Origin of the sequence: Vibrio sp. 10N.247.311.13, assembly GCF_041467595.1 — a bacterium.
GTDB lineage: Bacteria > Pseudomonadota > Gammaproteobacteria > Enterobacterales > Vibrionaceae > Vibrio > Vibrio crassostreae_C.
The window spans coordinates 1-1,037 of the sequence record NZ_JBFSUX010000148.1 but is presented as its reverse complement, the minus strand read 5'-3'; the positions used below and the strand labels follow the sequence as shown (position 1 = coordinate 1,037).

Below are 1,037 nucleotides of genomic sequence, written 5' to 3'. Positions count from 1 at the left end.
CGTGCATAGCTACTGTTTAATGACCAATCATTACCATCTACTCGTCGAAACTCCTGATGGGAACTTAAGTAAGGGAATGCGTCAGCTTAATGGTGTGTATACCCAAAAGTTCAATAGAAAACATAACCGAGTCGGTCATCTATACCAAGGTCGCTTTAAAGCCATTTTAGTCGACAAAGACGCTTATCTATTGGAAGTGGGACGTTACATTTTACTTAACCCCGTTCGTGCAAATATAGTGGATACACCGAACGAATATGAGTGGAGCAGTTGGCCTTTTGTTACTGGTTTAAAAGAGTCACCAGACTGGCTAGCGGTTGATCAAACCTTGTTTCAATTTGGCCGCCAGAGAAATAAGGCTGTTGAGAAATACAAGCAATTCGTTTTCGAGGGGGTTGGTAAGCCACTATGGACAGGATTAAAGCAGCAGGTGTACCTAGGCAGTGATGAGTTTGTGAACAGTCATCTTCCTAATTTGAATTTAGCAGAGGGAGATATCAAAGAGGTTCCGGCAAAACAGCGACGTGCTAAACCTCTTTCGCTAAAGGAGTACCAAGACTCAGCGCCTAGTAGAAATGATGCCATTATTGCTGCATTTAATAGCGGTGGCTATACGCAAAAGCAAATAGGGAATCACTTCGACTTACATTATTCACGAGTCAGCCGTATAGTGGCAAAAGGCAAGACCTGCCCCCCCCCGTTGTTAGGTATGCCCGTAAGAAATGAAGTGGCTTAATTGCTCGCAGCCCTTGGGGTTACTACGCTCTTAGGGAGGGATTGTTCAACAACGCCACCTGTAAATCTCAAAAATCCTACATATTTTTCTTTAAAATTCCGCTTCCGTTTATTTTGTGACTGAATGGGCGCGTTAGCTAATATTTTTTGTCATCTACTGTGTTTCTGGCTCAGCGATTGGGTTGGCTGGGTTAAAATTTATTGGTAAAAGATCGGATGTCCTATTTCACTTCCATTTTTATTCTTTTTTTTCATTACTTTAAGGGGATTTAGGCTTATGAGGCGATTTTGATAGTATAAAA

1 protein-coding gene is annotated in these 1,037 nt (G+C 41.9%); it reads left to right on the top strand.

The window, feature by feature from the left end:
- Position 1 precedes the first annotated feature (1 nt).
- Positions 2-736 carry a transposase gene (locus tag AB6E52_RS23120; protein ID WP_241910603.1) on the top strand — a complete coding sequence of 245 codons (735 nt, stop codon included), beginning with the start codon at positions 2-4 and terminating at the stop codon, positions 734-736.
- Positions 737-1,037: the final 301 nt, after the last annotated feature.